Here is a 16,597-nt window from a genome sequence, read left to right as displayed (position 1 = left end):
CGTGCACCTAGAGCGGTTTCGAGCGACGTGGATACCGGTTCGCGTGAAGAAAACGCGTCAAAACAAGAATCTAGAGCCTCGTTCCGATTCAATCGGAACGGGATAGGTTCTAGGCGGCGAGATCCGCAACGACCGCGTCGAGCACCGGGAATCCCGACGTCGTCACCCGCAGTCGTCCGTCGGCGTCGACGGCGATCGCGCCTTCCTCGCGCAGCATCGCGATCCGGTGCGGGTCGAGCTGGCGGCCGGAGAGCTTCGCATAGCGCTTGGGATCGATGCCCTCGGCGAGCCGCAATCCCATCAGCAGAAACTCGTCGGCGCGTTCTTCGCTGTTGAGGCTGTCATCGCTGACGACGCCGTGACCGCGCTCCTCGACGTTCAACAGCCACGCCTCGGGGCGCCGCTCGGTTGCGGTCGCGTGCCTGACGCCATCGATGTCGAGCCGGCCATGTGCGCCCGGGCCGATGCCGGCATATTCCTCACCGCGCCAGTAGACGAGGTTGTGCTTGCACTCCGCGCCGGCGCGGGCGTGATTGGAGATCTCATAGGCCGGCAATCCCTCGCGGGCGCAGACCTCCTGCGTCACGTCGTAGAGCGCGCGCGCGGTCGCTTCGTCCGGCGTCTGCAATTTGCCGGCGGCATGCAGCCCGAAGAACGGCGTGCCTTCCTCGATCGTGAGCTGGTAGAGCGACAGATGCTCGGCCGCTTCCGAAATCGCCTGCTTCAGTTCATCGGCCCACATCCGCGGCGTCTGGTCGGGGCGGGCATAGATCAGATCGAACGAGTAACGGTCGAACGCAGAGCGCGCGATCGCGACCGCGTCGAGCGCCTCGCGCGCGGTGTGCAGGCGGCCAAGCGCCTTCAGCGAGACGTCATCGAGCGCCTGCACGCCGAGCGAGACGCGGTTGACGCCGGCTGCGCGATAGCCGCGAAAGCGCGTCGCCTCGACGCTGGTCGGATTGGCCTCGAGCGTGACCTCGACATCGCGCGCCACCGTCCAGTGCTTGCCGATCGCATCGAGCACGGCACCGACGGTCTTCGGCTGCATCAACGATGGCGTGCCGCCGCCGAGGAAGATCGAGGACACCTGCCGCCCCGGCACGCGCGCGGCCGTCGTCTCGATCTCGCGGGCGAACGCGCGCACGAAACGCTCCTCGTCGACCGGCGCATGCCGCACATGGCTGTTGAAATCACAATACGGGCATTTCGACAGGCAGAACGGCCAGTGCACGTAGACGCCGAAGGCTTCTCGGTCAGCGTGGCTCAAGGCAGATCTCCGCGAGCTTCACGAAGGCGCGGGCGCGATGCGACAGGCCGAGCCCGAGCGGCGGCAGGCCGTGCTTCTCGATGCTGGTCATCTCGCCGAAGGTCCGCGTGTAGCCGTCGGGCAGGAAGGCCGGATCGTAGCCAAAGCCGGCGGAGCCACGCGGCGGCCAGACCAGGGTTCCATCGACGCGGGCCTCGACCTGCTCGAGATGATCGTCGGGCCAGGCCACGCACAACGCCGACACGAAGTGCGCCTTGCGCCGGTCCGGTGCGGTGGCGCCGCGTTCCTGCAGCAGCCGCTCGATCCGCGTCATCGCCGCCATGAAGTCCTTGCCCTCGCCGGCCCAGCGCGCCGAGTAGATCCCGGGCGCTCCGTCGAGCGCATCGACCACGAGGCCGGAATCGTCGGCGAAGGCGGGCAGTCCGGTCGCCTTCGCTGCCGCGATCGCCTTGATCGCCGCGTTGGCGCGAAAATTGTCGCCGGTCTCCTCGGGCTCGGCGAGGTCGAGCTCGCCGGCCGACACCACCTCGACGCCGTGCGGCGCCAGCAGTTCCCGCATCTCGGCAAGCTTGCCGGGATTATGGGTGGCGATGACGAGCCTTCCGGTGATTCGGCGGTGCATGACCAATCTGACTACGCCACCGCGATCTTTTGCAAGTCGACCAGACGCGCGACACCTTTGCGCGCCAGCGCCATCAGCGCCAGGAATTCACCTTCCGAGAACGGCGTCTTCTCGGCGGTGCCCTGCACCTCGATGATCCGGCCGTCCCCGGTCATAACGAAATTGGCGTCGGTGTCGGCCTCGGAATCCTCGGCATAGTCGAGATCGAGCACCGGCGTGCCCTGGTAGATGCCACAGGAGATCGCCGCCACATTGTCGCGCAACACGTTGGTCTTCAGCATGTTGCGGGTCTTCATCCAGTTGATGCAGTCGGCCAGCGCCACCCAGGCACCGGTGATCGAGGCGGTGCGGGTGCCGCCGTCGGCCTGGATGACGTCGCAATCGACCGTGATCTGGCGTTCGCCGAGCGCCTCGAGATCGACGGCCGCGCGCAGCGAGCGGCCGATCAGCCGCTGAATCTCGACCGTCCGGCCGCCCTGCTTGCCGGCCGAAGCCTCGCGGCGGGTGCGTTCCAGGGTGGCACGCGGCAGCATGCCGTATTCGGCGGTGACCCAGCCGCGGCCCTGGCCCTTCAGCCACGGCGGCAGCCGCTCTTCCAGCGTGGCGGTCACCAGCACATGGGTGTCGCCGAACTTCACCATGCAGGAACCCTCGGCATATTTGACGACGCCGCGTTCCAGCGACACGGGACGCAGTTCATCGGGTGCACGGCGGCTTGGCCGCATGAAATCCTCCAGAAATCCGAGAAAATTGGCTGGCGGTGCTTGTAGGAGCGGGAAGGGGCAGCGGCAAGGGTTTTGGCGAGGGTTTTCGGCCCCGGTAGGGTCCGGTACGACGGGGCCGAATGCATGCTTGTCATCGGCCTCCCGGATCGACAAATTATGCAGTAATTGTGAGGGACTGGAGTGTGACTCACCACGATCCGATTGGCCTGATCGCGCCGCATGCCGGGCTCGCCCAGCTCAACGAGCGTTCGCGCGATATTTTTCGTCAAATCGTCGAAAGCTATCTCGCAACCGGCGAGCCGGTCGGTTCGCGCAACATTTCGCGCCTGATCGCATTACCGCTGTCGCCGGCCTCGGTCCGCAACGTGATGTCGGATCTCGAGCAGCTCGGCCTGATCTATGCGCCGCACACCTCCGCCGGCCGGTTGCCGACCGAACTCGGGCTGCGCTTCTTCGTCGATGCGCTGATGCAGGTCGGCGACCTCACCGAGGCCGAGCGTCAGTCGATCCAGACCCAGCTTGCGGCCGTCGGCCGCGCGCAATCCGTCGAGGCCGCGCTTGGCGAAGCCTTGACGCGGTTGTCGGGGCTGACCCGCGCCGCGGCGGTGGTGCTGACGCAAAAGTCGAATGCGCGGCTGAAGCACATCGAGTTCGTCCGGCTGGAGCCGGAAAAGGCGCTGGTCGTGCTGGTCGGCGAAGATGGCCAGGTCGAAAACCGCGTGCTGGCACTGCCGCCGGGTGTTCCATCCTCAGCCCTGACCGAGGCGACCAATTTCCTCAATGCGCGGATCCGCGGCCGGACGCTGGCCGAAGCGCGGCTCGAGCTCGAGACGGCATTGACGCAAAACCGCGCCGAGCTCGATCAGCTCACGCAAAAAGTGGTCGCGGCGGGCATCGCGAGCTGGTCCGGCGGCGAGAATGAGGACCGCCAGCTGATCGTGCGCGGTCACGCCAATCTGCTGGAGGACCTGCATGCGCTCGACGATCTCGAGCGCATCAAGTCGCTGTTCGACGATCTCGAAACCAAGCGCGGGGTGATCGATCTGCTCGGCCGCGCCGAACGCGGCGAGGGCGTGCGGATCTTCATCGGCTCGGAGAACAAGCTGTTCTCGCTGTCGGGTTCCTCAACCATCATCGCGCCCTACGGCGACGCCCAGGGGCGGATCGTGGGCGTCCTCGGCGTGATCGGACCGACACGGCTGAACTATGCGCGGGTGATCCCGACCGTCGATTATGCCGCGCGCATCGTCAGCAAGATGCTCGGCGGCTGACCGGAGGGCGATTTCGCTTTCATTTGACGGGTTTTCTTCACCCAAGCCGGAGATCCCAGTTCCCGAGACCGGTATGTTGCGCTTGATTTTCGCCGCCCAAAGCACGATATCCCGGCAAGCAATCCCCAAGATTTGAATCGACGCGAGTTTTCGAGAAGGCAAGCCATGACCGATCCGAACCGGGCCAATGACAACACCGAGAATTCGGCGCCGACGGGTGAGCCCGTGGTCTCGAAACCCTACATCATGCCTGACGAGCCCGAGGCCGCATCGGCGGAGGCGCTGAACAAGGAACTCGCCGAGGCGCGCGACCGGACGCTGCGCACCCTGGCCGAGATGGAGAATCTCCGCCAGCGCACCCGCCGCGAGGTCGCCGACGCCAAGACCTACGGCATCACCGGCTTTGCCCGCGACGTGCTCGATATCGCCGACAACCTGCAGCGCGCGCTCGATGCGGTGCCGGCCGAGACCAAGGAAGCCGCCGATCCCGGCCTGAAGGCGCTGATCGAAGGCGTTGAGCTGACCGAACGTTCGCTGCTCAACGCGCTGGAGAAGAACGGCGTCAAGAAGTTCGACCCGATCGGCGAGAAGTTCGATCCGAACTTCCAGCAGGCGATGTTCGAGGTGCCCGATCCGTCGGTGCCGTCGGGCACCGTGGTGCAGGTCGTGCAGGCCGGTTACATGATCGGCGAGCGCATCCTGCGTCCGGCGCTGGTCGGCGTCTCCAAGGGCGGCGCCAAGGCCGCCCCGACCGCTGACATCACCGCCTGATCCGTCCGATCCCGGACACCCGTCTGTGAGCTCGCGGATTGCGCGGGCTCACGGTCGCGGCTTCTCGTGTGCCTTCGGCCAATAGGTGCCGAAGCTCCAGAGATTTCCTTCCGGATCGCGGCAGGCGAAGTCGCGGCTGCCATAATCCGTGTTTCGCAGTTCCATCTCGATCTTCGCTCCGGCAGCCTTGACCTTCGCGTGCAGCGCGTCGGGATCGTCGACGGCGATATAGATCGAGTCGGTGCGGCGGTGGTCGAGGTCGCCGACCAGCCTGCCATATGCGTCGTCGCGGCTCTGGCCCAGCATCAGCATCGAGGAACCATAGGCGAGCTCGGCGTGATGGATCACGCCGCCATCGCGGTAGACGACGTGTTCGGTGAACCCAAGCACCGTCGTGAGCCAATTGGTCATCGCCTCGGCGTCCTTGCAGCGCAGGGTCGGGTAGATGCGGGGCGGTTCGATGTCGTGCGTCATGGTCGCTCACCTCCTTGGCTGACGGCGCCATCCTGCACGGGGCAACGCGGCGTTGGCTTGAAGGTTTGTTACCAGTCCGCCAGCCCATCGCCGGCGTGAACCAGCCGGCGGTCGGTCAGCGCCCGGCGGCGCGCCCAGGCGGTTGGCGGTTCGCCTGCGAATTCGACGAACTCGCGGGCGAGATGGGCCTGGTCGGCATAGCCGCTTTCCGCCGCGATCCCCGCCCAGCCAAGCGCTGCGCCGCTTTGTGCCAGGCTGCTCGCCCGGTGAAACCGCATCATGCGCGCCAGCGATTTGGGGGCGAGGCCGAGTTCGGACCGAAACCGGCCAGCCAGATGCTTGCGGCTCCAGCCGATCTCGTCGGCCAATGCCGTGATGCTGATGGCGCCGGCCGAACGCGCCAGTTTTCGATAGGCGAACGCGACTTCGGGAGACGGCATGTGGCCGGCGCGGCGCAGCACGAACGCCTCGATCAGGTCGAAGCGGCGCTGCCAGCAGGTCACGGCGCCGAGCTGTTCACGCAGACGACGGCCATCATGGCCGAGCACATCGTCGATATCGACCATGCTCCCGACCAGGTCGGTCACGGCGCCGCCGAAGAAGCCGTAGGCGCCGAGCGGGGTGAAATCGACCTGCACGCAGGCGGCGCGCCCGTCGGACTCGATGTAGACAGGCCCGGCATGCAGGCCGGCGGCGAAGCTGAGCTGACGATCGGCCGCACCGGGCTCGCGCGACAGCGCGATCAGGAACGGCGAGCCGAAACTGATGATCAGCGGGACGATCAGCGGCGCGGTCTGCCGCTGCGCGAACCGGCCCGTTGCGGTCTCGCGATAACCTGTGATCCGGACGATCAGGCCAGCCATGCGCGGCGACGGCAGGCGCTGCGCGAGATCGAATGCATGAGGTGACGCAGGCTCGGCCATGCGAATCTCGCGAGGCTGCGTCTTACGCGATATCCGAGGACTGGATGCGCTTGACGCCGGCCTTGGCCATGTCGTCCCAGGCCTTGGCGAGCGATCCCTGGGTGTCGATGCCGCGGCAGGCATCTTCCACCACATAGGTCTCGAAGCCGGCCTTGCGCGCATCGAGCGCGGTCCATGCCACGCAGAAATCGGTGGCGAGCCCGGCCACGAAAACCCGCTCGACGTTGCGCGCCTTGAGATAGGCGGCGAGCCCGGTGGTGGTCTTGCCGTCGGCCTCGGTGAAGGCGGAGTAGCTGTCGACGTCCTTGTGAAAACCCTTGCGGATGATCAGCTCGGCCTGCGGGATCGCGAGTTCCTTCGATAGCGATGCGCCGTCGGTGCCCTGCACGCAGTGGTCGGGCCACAGCACCTGCTTGCCATAGGCAAGGTCGACGGTCTCGAACGGCTTCTTGCCGGAATGGGTCGAGGCAAAGGAGATGTGTCCGGGCGTGTGCCAGTCCTGCGTCATCACCACATTGGCAAAGCTCTTGGCGATCCGGTTGATCACCGGCACCACCTGCTCGCCGTCCTTCACGGCAAGGCTGCCGCCGGGCAGGAAGCAGTTCTGGACGTCGATCACGAGCAGCGCGGAGCCGTCGTCGGGCTTGATCGCAGCCGCCCAGAGATGTTTTGGAACCAGCGCGGCAAGCGCCAGCGTACCGAGGCCTGCAACAACCTGTCGTCGATCCGGCATCGCGCCCCTCCTCGCTTTGATAATTGCACGAGGAGGCTAGTTCCGTTCGTGGAGCTGCGAAAGTCCGATTTTTCGGCGGGCCTGTCAGCCGCGCGGCTGGATGCCGTCGCGCACCGCGCGGAAGCGCGGGAAGGCCTTCTCCCAATCGGTGCGCGGGGAGCTGCCGATGATGCGCATCGATGTTTGCGCGCCGAACCGCAGCCACTGCACGATGGTCACCGGGGTATTGTCCTTGCCGCTGACGGCGTCGATGCGCGTCTCGAAGCCGGGCTGGCCGTCGATCCGGATCGGTTCGGACATGGTGATCCGCCCGTCGCGCACGCCGGGGATCGTGGTGGCGATCTGCTGGGCGAAGCGGCCGCGATCATCCGGTGTGGCCGGGGCCGAGCCGATGATGCCAAGCAGCATAAAGGGCTTGGTCTCAAGGCCCTTGTCGTCGCCGTCGGCCATCAGCAGCGCCGCGCCCGGCGCCAGCATGCGGACATTCTTGAAGCTGCTGAGCTCGGTGACCTTGAACGGCATCATGCTTAGCTGCTCGTCGACCGGCACCTCGTTGCGGATCTGGGCGGTGGCGAACATCTGCCGCACGGCGTCGTCGGTGTAGATCTTGCTCGCGTTCTCCGGCACCTGTACGGCGACATAGCCGGAGAAGGTCGGTCCCGGCAGGATCATGGAGTAGCGCCGCACATTGGTGGTGCCGTCACGCGCGCTCTCCACGGTGTAATAGGCGAGGCCCGCCGGCGTCTCGAGGCTCTCCGGCTTGATGTTTCCGCTGCCGGCCGGGTTGGCCTTGAAGGCGCTCACGACCTCGTTGTAGGCGTCCGCGGGCAGATCGGCGATCAAGACCTTCACGCCCTGGTCCTCGGTCTCGAAGCCGATGAACGACTTGGCGCGGTTGAGGCCCACCAGCGGCTTCATCCCGACATGCGCGCCCGGCGGAAACACCACGTCGGCGGCAAAGCCACGACAGGTGGCAGCAAGCAGCAAGGCAACCGCAACGAGAAGTCGAAAAGGCGTCATGGGGGATCTACCGGTTTTGCTTGGTGGCCGCGCAACGGGGCCGGTGCAGGGCTGGATGGCCTCTTTCAGTCGGACCGCTTTTAGCGGTTTTGATGACCCTGCAACAGGCCGCCAAAGCCGCGCTCCGGGCCTGCAGGCCCGATTCCATGGGCTTTTCGTCCCGATTGGCTGGCACTTTCCAGTTTCCCGACGTTTCCGACGATCGGCCACCAGCGGCCAAACAGCGCGCCCTCGGCCTGCGCCCGCTTCCGCATACGACGTTTGTGAGTGTTCACTCAACAGCGCGGACGTCGCGTGGCGGATGTTCGCGGTCGACGGCGTGCCGCATCATTGCCGATTTGTTAACTTGGATCGGGCTTGAACCGGCGCTGCAGCCGGGCTGACACAATCTTTCAAACGTCAGTCTTTTCAGGCCTCAACGTTGCGTCCAGTCCTTGCGGGCAGGACCCTCTCTCCTATATCAGGCTCACCGTCGCAATATCGCGAGTATGTGAACGTCTGGGGGTTCGGTACGGAGCGCCGTCAGGGCCCAACCAACCTGCCGTAGCAAAGAGGATATCAAAACCATGGGTAAGGTCATTGGGATCGACCTCGGCACCACGAATTCGTGCGTCGCCGTAATGGATGGCAAGAACGCCAAGGTGATCGAGAATGCCGAGGGCATGCGAACGACGCCGTCGATCGTTGCTTTCACTGACGATGGCGAGCGCCTCGTCGGCCAGCCGGCGAAGCGCCAGGCGGTGACCAATCCCGAGCGTACGTTCTTTGCGGTGAAGCGCCTCATTGGCCGCCGCTATGACGACCCGATGGTCGAGAAGGACAAGAAGCTCGTTCCCTACAAGATCGTCAAGGCATCGAACGGCGACGCCTGGGTCGAAGCCGATGGCAAGACCTATTCGCCCTCGCAGGTCTCGGCCTTCATTCTGCAGAAGATGAAGGAGACCGCTGAGGCGCATCTCGGCCAGAAGGTCGAGCAGGCCGTCATCACGGTTCCCGCCTATTTCAACGACGCGCAGCGTCAGGCCACCAAGGACGCCGGCAAGATCGCCGGCCTCGAAGTGCTGCGCATCATCAACGAGCCGACGGCTGCCGCGCTCGCCTACGGTCTCGACAAGTCGAAGTCCGGCACGATCGCCGTGTACGACCTCGGCGGCGGCACCTTCGACGTCTCGATCCTCGAGATCGGCGACGGCGTGTTCGAGGTGAAGTCGACCAACGGCGACACCTTCCTCGGCGGTGAAGATTTCGACATGCGCCTGGTCGGCTATCTCGCCGACGAATTCCAGAAGGAGCAGGGCATCAACCTGCGCAACGACAAGCTTGCCCTGCAGCGCCTGAAGGAGGCTGCGGAGAAGGCCAAGATCGAGCTGTCGTCGACCACGCAGACCGAAATCAACCTGCCGTTCATCACGGCTGACCAGACCGGTCCGAAGCATCTGACGATGAAGCTGACCCGCGCCAAGTTCGAGGCGCTGGTGGCCGATCTCGTCGAGAAGACCATCGAGCCGTGCCGCAAGGCGCTGAAGGATGCCGGCCTGACCGCCGGCGAGATCGGCGAAGTGGTGCTGGTCGGCGGCATGACCCGCATGCCGAAGATCCAGGAAGTCGTGAAGCAGTTCTTCGGCAAGGAGCCGCATAAGGGCGTCAATCCCGACGAGGTCGTCGCGATCGGCGCTGCGATCCAGGCCGGCGTGCTGCAGGGCGATGTCAAGGACGTGCTGCTGCTCGACGTGACCCCGCTGTCGCTGGGCATCGAGACGCTGGGCGGTGTGTTCACCCGCATCATCGACCGCAACACCACGATCCCGACCAAGAAGAGCCAGGTGTTCTCGACCGCCGAAGACAATCAGGGCGCTGTCACCATCCGGGTCTTCCAGGGCGAGCGTGAAATGGCGGCCGACAACAAGATGCTCGGCCAGTTCGACCTGATGGGTATTCCGCCGGCTCCGCGCGGCATGCCGCAGATCGAGGTGACCTTCGACATCGACGCCAACGGTATCGTCAACGTCTCGGCCAAGGACAAGGCGACCGGCAAGGAACAGCAGATCCGGATCCAGGCATCCGGCGGTCTGTCCGAGGCCGACATCGACAAGATGGTCAAGGACGCCGAGGTCAACGCGGCCGAGGACAAGAAGCGCCGTGAGGCTGTCGACGCCAAGAACCATGCCGACGGTCTGGTTCACTCGACCGAGAAGGCTCTGGCCGAACACGGTTCGAAGATCGCCGACACCGAGCGCCGCGCGATCGAAGACGCCGTCAGCGACCTCAAGGAAGCGCTGAAGGGCGACGACGCCGAGGCGATCAAGGCCAAGACCAACACGCTGGCGCAGGCTTCGATGAAGCTCGGCGAGGCCATGTACAAGCAGCAGGCCGAGGCCGATGCGGCCAAGGACGCTGCTAAGGATGACGTTGTCGACGCGGAGTTCACCGAGGTCGACGACGACAAGAACAACAAGAAGTCTGCTTAAGCGCGGGTTTGCGATCATGACCCTCACACCAATGAGCACGCGCCGCGTCTCGGAGGAGTGGGGGTCATTTTTCTTTAAGGCGATCGCTGCATCTTCCAGACAGGCGCAATCCTTGACGCAATCGTCAGCGCAATCTTTGGCGATCGCGATGAACTTCGGACGGAATTGAAGGATGTCCACCAAGCGCTGCTATTACGAGACCCTCGAGGTTGAGCGGAACGCGGACGAGACCAAGCTCAAATCGGCTTTCCGCAAGCTCGCGATGAAATGGCATCCGGACAAGAATCCGGGCGACGCCACCAGCGAAGTCCGATTCAAGGAAATCAACGAAGCCTATGAGGTGCTGAAGGACGGCGACAAGCGCGCCGCCTATGACCGCTTCGGCCATGCCGCTTTCGAGCAGGGCATGGGCGGTGGCGGCCCCGGCTTCGGCGCCGGCTTCGCCTCATCCTTCTCCGACATTTTCGAAGACCTGTTCGGCATGGCCGGGCAGCGTCGCAGCGGCGGCCGCGAGCGCGGAGCCGACCTGCGCTACAACATGGAGATCACGCTCGAGGAGGCCTTCCAGGGCAAGACCGCGCAGATCGAGATCCCGGTCTCGGTCACCTGCGAATCCTGCTCGGGCACCGGCGCCAAGGCCGGCACCAAGCCGAAGACCTGCTCGCATTGCGGCGGCGCCGGCCGTGTCCGGCAGGCCCAGGGCTTCTTCACGCTGGAGCGGACCTGTCCCGGCTGTCAGGGTCGCGGCCAGATGATCGAGGATGCCTGCACCTCCTGCGCCGGTTCCGGCCGGGTGACGCGCGAGCGCACGCTGTCGGTCAACATTCCCCCGGGCGTCGAGGACGGCACCCGCATTCGTCTCGCCGGTGAAGGCGAGGCCGGTGTCCGCGGCGGACCGCCCGGCGACCTCTACATCTTCCTGTCGCTGACCACGCACCAATTCTTCCAGCGCGACGGCGCCGACCTGCACTGCCGCGTGCCGATCTCGATGGTGACCGCAGCGCTCGGCGGCGAATTCGAGGTGCCGACCATCGACAAGGGCAAGACCAAGGTGAAGGTGCCTGCCGGCACCCAGTCCAGCCGGCGATTCCGCATCGCATCAAAGGGTATGCCGGTGCTCCGCTCGCGCCAGACTGGCGACATGTATGTCCAGGTCGTGGTCGAAACGCCGCAGAATCTGACCAAGAAGCAGCAAGAACTGCTGATGGAGTTCGAAAAGCTGTCGTCCGGCGCAACCCAGCCGGAGGCAGCGGGTTTCTTCTCTAAGGTCAAGGACTTCTTTGGCAATCGCTCCGTCTAGCCGCAGTCGTTATGCTTGACCGTAACGACTTCGATCTATACGTCTTTGTGACTGTTTTCTGACAACCGCTCGATTGTGCGGTCCCCGCCTGGTAGCGACATGCCTTTGCAATCGTCCGTGCGTGCGTCGAAGAAGCCCCTCCGTCTCGACGACGAGGTTCGATTTCTCCGTTCATGGATGGAGAAGCCGCTGCATATGGGCGCGGTGATGCCGTCCGGACGGCTGCTCGCCCGCACCATGGCGCAATATGTCGATCGCGACGCCGAGGGGCCGGTCGTCGAACTTGGACCCGGCACCGGGGCGATCACCAACGCGCTGATCGAGCACGGCGTCGACCAGAAGCGTCTCGTCCTGGTCGAATACAATCCCGGTTTCTGCGCGTTGCTGCGCGAACGTTATCCGCAGGCCAAGGTGGTCCAGGGCGACGCCTACAGGCTCCGCGACACGCTGTGGGATGTCATGAAATCTCCCGCCTCGGCCGTGGTCTCCGGCCTGCCGCTCGTCACCAAGCCGATGCTGACCCGCCTGAGGCTGGTCCGTGACGCTTTCCTGGCGCTCGCACCCGGCGCGCCGTTCATCCAGTTCACCTATTCGGTGGTGCCTCCGATTCCGAAGTCGCTGCCGGGCGTGTCCACAGAGGCCTCCGAGCGGATCTGGATGAACCTTCCGCCCGCGCGGGTCTGGGTGTATCGCAAGGGCTGACCACCCGGCGCCGTCGCGCCGGGCGAGCGCCTTACCTGCGATTTCAAAATGTCCGCGCTGAAAATCCTCGTGATCCCCGGATCGCTTCGGTCAGGCTCGCTCAATGCGAAGCTGGCTGCCGTGCTGGCGCACGAACTGGCGCAATCCGGCGCCGACGTCACCCGCATCTCGCTCGGCGATTTTCCGCTGCCGATCTATGATGGCGACCTGCAGGCGAAATCCGGCGTGCCGCAGCATGCCGTGAATCTGAAGCGGATGATCGGCGTCCATCATGGCGTGCTGATCGTGACGCCGGAATACAATTCCTCGTTGCCGGCGCTGGTGAAGAACACGATCGACTGGGTGAGCCGCGTGCAGGATCCGCATGAGGTGCGAGGTCAGGTGTTCCACGGCCGCGCGTTCGCGATTTCAGCCGCATCCGGCAACCGGCTCGGCGGCACCCGCGCGCTGGCTGCGCTGCGCCTGATCCTGACGGCGTGCCGCGCCACCGTGATCCCAAACCAGCTCGCGCTGTCATTTGCCGAGCAGGCCTACGACGATATGGATCATCTGAAGCACCAAGCCGACATCGACGCGATGCAGGCGCTGGTGCGGCAGCTGATCGACCAATCCCAACGCATGATGTGAGGTGACATGCAGCCAGCCAGGATCGCTCCAAGAGACCGGTTGATCGTGGCGCTCGATCTGCCGTCCGTCGCCAGCGCCGAGGCGATGATCGACCGGCTCGGCGATGCCGTCACCTTCTACAAGATCGGCTATCAGCTCGGTTATGCCGGCGGCCTCATCCTGGCGAAGCAGCTTGCAGGCAGCGGCAAGAAGGTCTTCCTCGATCTGAAGCTGCACGACATCGGCAACACCGTCGCGCGCGGGGTCGAAAGCGTCGCCGGGCTTGGCGCGACCTTCCTCACCGTGCATGCCTACCCGCAGACCATGAAGGCGGCGGTCGAGGCACGCGCCGGCTCCGGCCTGAAGATCCTCGCGGTGACGGTGCTGACCTCCTACGACGACACCGATCTGCATGCGGCGGGCTATCGCCTCAACGTCTCCGATCTCGTCGAAGCGCGCGCCAAACAGGCGCAGGCGCTTGGCGTTGACGGCCTCGTCAGCTCGCCCGAGGAGGCCGCCGCCTTGCGCAAGATCGTCGGCGACCAGATGAACCTGGTGACCCCGGGCATCCGCCCCGCAGGCTCGGCGACCGGCGACCAGAAGCGCATCATGACGCCGGCTCGCGCCATTGCCACCGGCGCCGACTATCTCGTGGTCGGACGTCCGGTGATGGAAGCCGCCGACCCGAAGGCATCAGCCGAAGCCATTCACGCCGAAATCGCCCAGGCGCTCGCCTGAACAACAAGAGGGAGAACAGAGATGGCGAAGGGATACTGGATTGGACGCGTCGACGTTCACAATGAGGAAGGCTACAAGCCCTACATGGCGGCCAACCCCGCCATCTTCCAGAAATTCGGCGGCAAGTTCATCGTTCGCGGTGGCAAGTTCACCGGCGTGGAGGGCCAGAGCCGCTCCCGCAATGTCGTGATCGAATTCCCCGATTACGCGACCGCGCTCGCTTGCTACCAATCGCCGGAATACCAAGCCAACATCAAGGTGCGGCAGCCGCATTCGATCGCCGACCTCATCATCATCGAGGGGCACGACTGCCCATAGTCCGCACATCGGGTAGCCGGTTCGGTTGCCGGAACAGCCTTGGCTCGCTATATCGCGTGGAGAGGTGAGCCATGGCTGACATGCGTTTGATCGTTGCGGGAGCCGGCGGCCGGATGGGCCGCACGCTGACCCGGGTGATTTCCGAAACCCCGGGGGCGGTGCTGGTCGGCGCGCTGGAAGCGCCGGGCTCGGAACTGCTCGGCAAGGACGCCGGCGTGCTCGCCGGCCTCCCCGCCAATGACGTCAAGCTGTCGGCCGATCTGTGGTCGATGTCGGCCGGCGCCGACGGCATCTTGGATTTCACCGTGCCGGCCGCGACCATCGCCAACGTCGCGATCGCGGCCGAGCGCGGCCTCGTTCACGTCATCGGCACCACCGGGATGTCGCCGTCCGACGATGCGGTGATCCGCAGCGTGACCAATCGCGCCATCGTGGTGAAGTCAGGCAATATGAGCCTCGGCGTCAATCTGCTCGCCGCGCTCGTCAAGCGCGTCGCGCAATCGCTCGACCAGAGCTTTGACATCGAAATTCTCGAGATGCACCACAAGTCCAAGATCGATGCGCCGTCGGGCACCGCCTTGATGCTCGGCGAAGCCGCGGCCGCGGGACGCGGAATCGCGCTCGATCAGCATTCGGCGCGCGGCCGCGATGGCCTCACCGGTGCGCGGCGCGCGGGCGATATCGGCTTTGCCTCGTTGCGCGGCGGCACTGCGGCCGGCGATCACAGCGTGATCTTTGCCGGCCCCTCCGAGCGCATCACGCTCTCGCACCATGCAGAGGATCGCGCGCTGTTCGCGCAGGGCGCGCTGAAGGCAGCGCTGTGGGCGCATGGCAAGAAGCCAGGCATGTATTCGATGGCCGACGTCCTCGGGTTGAGCGACTGACACCGCTCGACGGAATGAAATCCAGCTAAGCGAAAACGGAATCTGAAATGAGTGATCGTCTCCTTGTGCTCGTTCGTCACGGTCAGAGCGACTGGAATCTGAAGAACCTGTTCACCGGGTGGAAGGACCCTGATCTCACCGAGCAGGGCGTCAACGAAGCGAACGAGGCCGGCCGCAAGCTGAAGGCGCAGGGCCTGTCGTTCGATGTCGCGTTCACCTCCGATCTTACCCGTGCGCAGCACACGCTGAAGCTGATGCTGGAGCAGATCGGCCAGACCGGATTGCCGACCACGAAGAATCTCGCGCTCAATGAACGCGATTACGGTGATCTCTCCGGCCTCAACAAGGACGACGCCCGCAAGAAGTGGGGCGAGGATCAGGTTCTGATCTGGCGCCGTTCCTACGACGTGCCGCCGCCCGGCGGCGAAAGCCTGAAGGACACGCTGGCGCGCACGCTGCCCTATTACGTACAGGAGATCCTGCCCGGCGTGCTGCGCGGCCAGCGCACGCTGATCGCCGCCCACGGCAATTCGCTGCGCGCGCTGATCATGGTGCTGGAGAAGCTGACGCCGGAGCAGATCCTCAAGCGCGAACTCGCCACCGGCGCGCCGGTGGTCTATCGGCTCAATGCCGATTCCACCGTTGCGTCCAAGGTCGATCTCGCGGGGTAGAGGTTTGATGTTGTCATTCCGGGGCGATGCGCAGCATCGAACCCGGAATCTCGAGATTCCCCGATGCGCAATTGCGCATCTGTGGTCTGGTCCTTCGGACCATCCCGTAATGACGAGATAGAGGTTAGTGCAATCCGACCTGGCCGGCTTCCCAGCCCAGCATCGCCTGCTTGCGGGTGATGCCCCAGTGATAGCCGGTCAGCGCGCCGCTCTTGCCGAGCGCGCGATGGCAGGGCACCACGAACGACACCGGATTGCGGCCGACCGCGGCGCCGACCGCGCGCGAGGCTTTCGGGCTGTTGATCTTGCAGGCGATGTCGGAATAGCTGACCGCGCGGCCCATCGGGACCTTGAGCAGCGTCTCCCACACCCGCACCTCGAAGTCGGTGCCGATCAAGACGACGCGCAGCGGCTGGTCCGCCCGCCACAACCTTGTATCGAACACGCGCTGCGCCAGCGCGGCGGTGCCGTCGGTGTCCTCGACATAGGTCGCGTTCGGCCAGCGCCGCTTCATGTCGGCGAATGCGGTCTGCTCGTCGCCGTGATCGGCGAAGGCAAGCCCCGCAAGCCCGCGATCCGTTGCGATCACGATCGCGGTGCCGAACGGCGAGGGATGGAAGCCGTAGCGCAGCGTCATGCCGCCGGCGCCGGTCTTCCATTCGCCCGGCGACATCGCCTCATGCGTGACGAACAGGTCGTGCAGCCGTCCCGGCCCTGACAGGCCGGAGTCGAGTGCCGCGTCGAGCACGCTGGCGGAATCGCGCAGCAGGTTCTTGGCGTGGTCCAGGGTCAGCGCCTGCATGAAAGCCTTCGGCGTCAGCCCGGCCCAGCGGCGGAACAGATGGTGCAACTCATCCGGCGTGACGGCGGCGGCATCGGCCATCGCTTCGATGGTCGGCTGTGTGCGCCAATGCTCCGAGATGAACGCGATGGCGCGCCGAACCGAGTCATAGTCGCGCAGCGCGGCGCTCTGGAGGCCCGGCTTGGCCAGGCGCTGGTCGTGTATGGCGAGTGTCATCATGGTGTCTGATTTAGGAGCCATGGCGCGTCCAAACCACCCGATTTCTGACAAGCATGATCCGGAAAAGTGGGGACCGGTTTTCC

The 16,597-nt window shown here is 65.1% G+C and carries 18 protein-coding genes; 10 read left to right on the top strand and 8 right to left on the bottom strand.

Annotation, left to right across the window (positions count from 1 at the left end; all coding sequences use genetic code 11):
* Positions 1 to 109: 109 nt before the first annotated feature.
* Genes hemW through rph form a run of 3 tightly spaced genes read right to left on the bottom strand, consistent with a single transcriptional unit; the run spans position 110 to position 2,614 of the window.
* The gene (hemW, locus tag J2R80_RS06420) at positions 110 to 1,267 is read right to left on the bottom strand and encodes a radical SAM family heme chaperone HemW (protein ID WP_253588381.1); all 1,158 of its coding nucleotides are present in this window, start codon (positions 1,265 to 1,267) and stop codon (positions 110 to 112) included.
* Complete coding sequence (gene rdgB, locus J2R80_RS06415) at positions 1,254 to 1,889, bottom strand: RdgB/HAM1 family non-canonical purine NTP pyrophosphatase (RefSeq protein WP_253638212.1); 636 nt, start codon at positions 1,887 to 1,889, stop codon at positions 1,254 to 1,256. Before rdgB ends, hemW begins: the two co-directional genes overlap by 14 nt.
* 11 nt (positions 1,890 to 1,900) lie before the next feature.
* Positions 1,901 to 2,614 (bottom strand): ribonuclease PH, encoded by a 714-nt coding sequence (gene rph, locus J2R80_RS06410; protein WP_016841497.1) that lies wholly within the window; start codon positions 2,612 to 2,614, stop codon positions 1,901 to 1,903.
* 182 nt (positions 2,615 to 2,796) lie between these two features.
* Between rph and hrcA the strand changes: the two genes are divergently transcribed.
* On the top strand, positions 2,797 to 3,885 hold the full coding sequence (gene hrcA / locus J2R80_RS06405) for a heat-inducible transcriptional repressor HrcA (protein ID WP_016841498.1): 1,089 nt from the start codon (positions 2,797 to 2,799) through the stop codon (positions 3,883 to 3,885).
* Between the two features lie 165 nt (positions 3,886 to 4,050).
* A complete protein-coding gene (grpE, locus tag J2R80_RS06400; RefSeq protein ID WP_253638211.1) occupies positions 4,051 to 4,656 on the top strand; it encodes a nucleotide exchange factor GrpE in 606 nt (201 codons plus the stop codon).
* Between the two features lie 48 nt (positions 4,657 to 4,704).
* Here the strand turns inward: grpE and J2R80_RS06395 are convergent, their stop codons facing one another.
* The 4 genes from J2R80_RS06395 to J2R80_RS06380 all read right to left on the bottom strand — a co-directional run bounded on the left by J2R80_RS06395 (position 4,705) and on the right by J2R80_RS06380 (position 7,806).
* Entirely contained in the window at positions 4,705 to 5,130 is a 426-nt protein-coding gene (locus J2R80_RS06395) for a VOC family protein (RefSeq protein ID WP_253638210.1), read from the bottom strand.
* A 68-nt stretch (positions 5,131 to 5,198) separates the two neighbouring features.
* The gene (locus tag J2R80_RS06390) at positions 5,199 to 6,053 is read right to left on the bottom strand and encodes an AraC family transcriptional regulator (RefSeq protein WP_253638209.1); all 855 of its coding nucleotides are present in this window, start codon (positions 6,051 to 6,053) and stop codon (positions 5,199 to 5,201) included.
* 22 nt (positions 6,054 to 6,075) lie between these two features.
* Positions 6,076 to 6,786 carry a bifunctional nicotinamidase/pyrazinamidase gene (gene pncA / locus J2R80_RS06385; protein WP_057020357.1) on the bottom strand — a complete coding sequence of 237 codons (711 nt, stop codon included), beginning with the start codon at positions 6,784 to 6,786 and terminating at the stop codon, positions 6,076 to 6,078.
* Positions 6,787 to 6,870: 84 nt separating this feature from the next.
* Entirely contained in the window at positions 6,871 to 7,806 is a 936-nt protein-coding gene (locus tag J2R80_RS06380) for a hypothetical protein (RefSeq protein WP_057020358.1), read from the bottom strand.
* Between the two features lie 566 nt (positions 7,807 to 8,372).
* Here J2R80_RS06380 and dnaK point away from each other — a divergent pair.
* The 8 genes from dnaK (at position 8,373) to J2R80_RS06340 (ending at position 15,493) form a co-directional block, all read left to right on the top strand.
* Entirely contained in the window at positions 8,373 to 10,274 is a 1,902-nt protein-coding gene (gene dnaK, locus J2R80_RS06375; protein ID WP_028335770.1) for a molecular chaperone DnaK, read from the top strand.
* A 172-nt stretch (positions 10,275 to 10,446) separates the two neighbouring features.
* Entirely contained in the window at positions 10,447 to 11,574 is a 1,128-nt protein-coding gene (gene dnaJ / locus J2R80_RS06370; RefSeq protein WP_050383491.1) for a molecular chaperone DnaJ, read from the top strand.
* Positions 11,575 to 11,673: 99 nt separating this feature from the next.
* Positions 11,674 to 12,276 carry a class I SAM-dependent methyltransferase gene (locus J2R80_RS06365; RefSeq protein WP_057020360.1) on the top strand — a complete coding sequence of 201 codons (603 nt, stop codon included), beginning with the start codon at positions 11,674 to 11,676 and terminating at the stop codon, positions 12,274 to 12,276.
* A 48-nt stretch (positions 12,277 to 12,324) separates the two neighbouring features.
* Positions 12,325 to 12,903, top strand: coding sequence for an NADPH-dependent FMN reductase (locus tag J2R80_RS06360; protein ID WP_253638208.1), 579 nt, complete (start codon positions 12,325 to 12,327; stop codon positions 12,901 to 12,903).
* Between the two features lie 6 nt (positions 12,904 to 12,909).
* The gene (gene pyrF, locus J2R80_RS06355) at positions 12,910 to 13,620 is read left to right on the top strand and encodes an orotidine-5'-phosphate decarboxylase (protein WP_253638207.1); all 711 of its coding nucleotides are present in this window, start codon (positions 12,910 to 12,912) and stop codon (positions 13,618 to 13,620) included.
* Between the two features lie 21 nt (positions 13,621 to 13,641).
* Positions 13,642 to 13,938: a DUF1330 domain-containing protein gene (locus J2R80_RS06350; protein WP_253638206.1), complete on the top strand. Its 297-nt coding sequence runs from the start codon at positions 13,642 to 13,644 to the stop codon at positions 13,936 to 13,938.
* A 71-nt stretch (positions 13,939 to 14,009) separates the two neighbouring features.
* On the top strand, positions 14,010 to 14,822 hold the full coding sequence (gene dapB, locus J2R80_RS06345; protein WP_016841511.1) for a 4-hydroxy-tetrahydrodipicolinate reductase: 813 nt from the start codon (positions 14,010 to 14,012) through the stop codon (positions 14,820 to 14,822).
* Positions 14,823 to 14,869: 47 nt separating this feature from the next.
* Positions 14,870 to 15,493: a 2,3-bisphosphoglycerate-dependent phosphoglycerate mutase gene (locus J2R80_RS06340; protein WP_028341753.1), complete on the top strand. Its 624-nt coding sequence runs from the start codon at positions 14,870 to 14,872 to the stop codon at positions 15,491 to 15,493.
* Between the two features lie 124 nt (positions 15,494 to 15,617).
* Here J2R80_RS06340 and J2R80_RS06335 read toward each other — a convergent pair whose 3' ends face one another.
* Positions 15,618 to 16,514 (bottom strand): bifunctional helix-turn-helix domain-containing protein/methylated-DNA--[protein]-cysteine S-methyltransferase, encoded by an 897-nt coding sequence (locus J2R80_RS06335; RefSeq protein WP_057020364.1) that lies wholly within the window; start codon positions 16,512 to 16,514, stop codon positions 15,618 to 15,620.
* Positions 16,515 to 16,597 lie beyond the last annotated feature (83 nt).

The sequence above is a fragment of the Bradyrhizobium sp. USDA 4541 genome (assembly GCF_024171085.1).
GTDB lineage: Bacteria > Pseudomonadota > Alphaproteobacteria > Rhizobiales > Xanthobacteraceae > Bradyrhizobium > Bradyrhizobium australafricanum.
The sequence above is the reverse complement of the archived record's forward strand: the minus strand, read 5'-3'. Positions and strand labels throughout refer to the sequence as shown.

Excerpts from the sequence above, each read along its gene's own strand:
- rdgB (WP_253638212.1), bottom strand. The coding sequence starts at position 1,889 with ATGCACCGCCGAATCACCGGAAGGCTCGTCATCGCCACCCATAATCCC.
- rph (WP_016841497.1), bottom strand. The coding sequence starts at position 2,614 with ATGCGGCCAAGCCGCCGTGCACCCGATGAACTGCGTCCCGTGTCGCTG.
- grpE (WP_253638211.1), top strand. The coding sequence starts at position 4,051 with ATGACCGATCCGAACCGGGCCAATGACAACACCGAGAATTCGGCGCCG.
- J2R80_RS06395 (WP_253638210.1), bottom strand. The coding sequence starts at position 5,130 with ATGACGCACGACATCGAACCGCCCCGCATCTACCCGACCCTGCGCTGC.
- J2R80_RS06390 (WP_253638209.1), bottom strand. The coding sequence starts at position 6,053 with ATGGCCGAGCCTGCGTCACCTCATGCATTCGATCTCGCGCAGCGCCTG.
- pncA (WP_057020357.1), bottom strand. The coding sequence starts at position 6,786 with ATGCCGGATCGACGACAGGTTGTTGCAGGCCTCGGTACGCTGGCGCTT.
- J2R80_RS06380 (WP_057020358.1), bottom strand. The coding sequence starts at position 7,806 with ATGACGCCTTTTCGACTTCTCGTTGCGGTTGCCTTGCTGCTTGCTGCC.
- dnaK (WP_028335770.1), top strand. The coding sequence starts at position 8,373 with ATGGGTAAGGTCATTGGGATCGACCTCGGCACCACGAATTCGTGCGTC.
- dnaJ (WP_050383491.1), top strand. The coding sequence starts at position 10,447 with ATGTCCACCAAGCGCTGCTATTACGAGACCCTCGAGGTTGAGCGGAAC.
- J2R80_RS06365 (WP_057020360.1), top strand. The coding sequence starts at position 11,674 with ATGCCTTTGCAATCGTCCGTGCGTGCGTCGAAGAAGCCCCTCCGTCTC.
- J2R80_RS06360 (WP_253638208.1), top strand. The coding sequence starts at position 12,325 with ATGTCCGCGCTGAAAATCCTCGTGATCCCCGGATCGCTTCGGTCAGGC.
- pyrF (WP_253638207.1), top strand. The coding sequence starts at position 12,910 with ATGCAGCCAGCCAGGATCGCTCCAAGAGACCGGTTGATCGTGGCGCTC.
- J2R80_RS06350 (WP_253638206.1), top strand. The coding sequence starts at position 13,642 with ATGGCGAAGGGATACTGGATTGGACGCGTCGACGTTCACAATGAGGAA.
- dapB (WP_016841511.1), top strand. The coding sequence starts at position 14,010 with ATGGCTGACATGCGTTTGATCGTTGCGGGAGCCGGCGGCCGGATGGGC.
- J2R80_RS06340 (WP_028341753.1), top strand. The coding sequence starts at position 14,870 with ATGAGTGATCGTCTCCTTGTGCTCGTTCGTCACGGTCAGAGCGACTGG.
- J2R80_RS06335 (WP_057020364.1), bottom strand. The coding sequence starts at position 16,514 with ATGATGACACTCGCCATACACGACCAGCGCCTGGCCAAGCCGGGCCTC.